Source organism: Azospirillum sp. B506, assembly GCF_000333595.1.
Taxonomy (GTDB): domain Bacteria; phylum Pseudomonadota; class Alphaproteobacteria; order Azospirillales; family Azospirillaceae; genus Azospirillum.
On the sequence record NZ_BADK01000576.1, the window covers coordinates 1 to 1,513 of the forward strand.

At 69.2% G+C, this 1,513-nt stretch carries 1 protein-coding gene and 1 pseudogene; both read left to right on the plus strand.

Translation table 11 applies throughout. The features are described from left to right. A partial coding sequence (locus I71_RS16945; protein ID WP_042696019.1) for an extracellular solute-binding protein occupies positions 1-800 on the plus strand: 800 nt, incomplete at its 5' end. A gap of 265 nt (positions 801-1,065) precedes the next feature. Next, positions 1,066-1,513 (plus strand): annotated as a pseudogene (locus tag I71_RS16950) (iron ABC transporter permease); the annotation flags it as partial.

The following is a 1,513-nucleotide window of genomic DNA, read 5'->3' on the forward strand; positions in this document are numbered from 1 at the left end:
CCCCCGAGCTGATGAACAAGGTGCGCGCCGAGTTCACGCCCGGGGCGCCGCAGCCCGATCTGCTGCTGATCGCCGACGCGGTGACGATGGAATCGCTGAAGGCGGAGAAGCGGCTGCAGCCCTATGACGGCGCCCCGGTGGCCGGCTACCGCCCCGGCACCCATGATCCGCAGGGCTATTGGTTCGGCACCAAGCTGATCACCACCGGCATCGTCTACAACACCGCGGCCCCCATGAAGCCGGCCTCCTGGCAGGATCTGCTGAAGCCGGAGGCCAAGGGCACCACGGCGATGCCGAGTCCGCTCTACTCCGGCGCCGCCGCCATCCACATGGCGGCGATCAAGGCGCAGCCGGCGCTGGGCATGGCTTACTATGAGGCGTTGCAACGCAACGGCGTCACCGCGGCCAAAGGCAACGGCGGCATCCTGAAGGACGTGGCCGGCGGCGCGAAGCTCTACGGCATGGTCGTCGATTACCTGCCGATCCGCGAGCATCTGAAGGGCGCCCCCGTCGCCTTCGTCTTCCCCAAGGAGGGCGTCAGCGCGGTCAGCGAGCCGGTGGCGATCCTCAGCACCGCGAAGAATCCGGCGGCGGCCAGGGCCTTCATCGACTTCCTGCTGAGCCGCGAGGGGCAGGAGCTGGCCTCGGCCCAGGGCTTCCTGCCGGCGCTGCCGGGGGTGAACCCGCCGCCAGGCTTCCCCGACCCGGCCGGCATCACTCTGCTGCCCTACGACCCCGCCAAGGCGCTGGCCGAGGACGAGGCCAACAAGCGCGCCTTCGCCGACCTGTTCGGCGGGTGAGTGGGTTGATGCGAAATGCGAAGGTTCCCCTCCCCCCCGCTCACGCGCAAACTTCGTTTGCGCTGACGCGACAGACGGACCTACGGTCCGCCGAAAGCGGGGAGAGGGTTAGGGTGAGGGGGACCCGTTGCAGGGATCTTCAAGAATCGCGCACCCCGATCCGTCTGTGAAAATCCACACTGTGCATCCCCCTCACCCCGACCCTCTCCCCGAGGGGGAGAGGGGGATTTTGGCGGGTGGTCGAAGGACGGGAGAGGGCTTTTTCTTGCTCGTCGGCCTGCTGGTGCTGCTGCCTGTCCTGCGCCTGCTGTGGGAGGCCGGCGACGCTGCGGTGCTGGCCCGCGTACTCGATTCTCCCGCGACATGGCGGGCCACGACCAACAGCATCGCCATCGCCGCCGGCGCCACGCTGGCCGCCGCACTGATCGGCGGGCCATTCGCGCTGCTGATCGGGCTGACCGATCTGCGCGCCCGCACGGCGATGAGCTTCGCCTTGATCCTGCCGCTGATGATCCCGCCGCAGATCGTGGCGATGGCTTGGACCCATCTGGCCGGATCCGGCAGTCCGATCCTGAAGCCGCTCGGTCTCGCTCCGCCGGTCGGCACGGCGAACCCGGTGCAGTCGTCCGCCGGCATGGTGCTGGTGATGGGAATCGAGCATGCGCCGCTGGTCTTCCTCGCCCTGCGCGCGGCCCTGCGCGCCATCCCCGGCG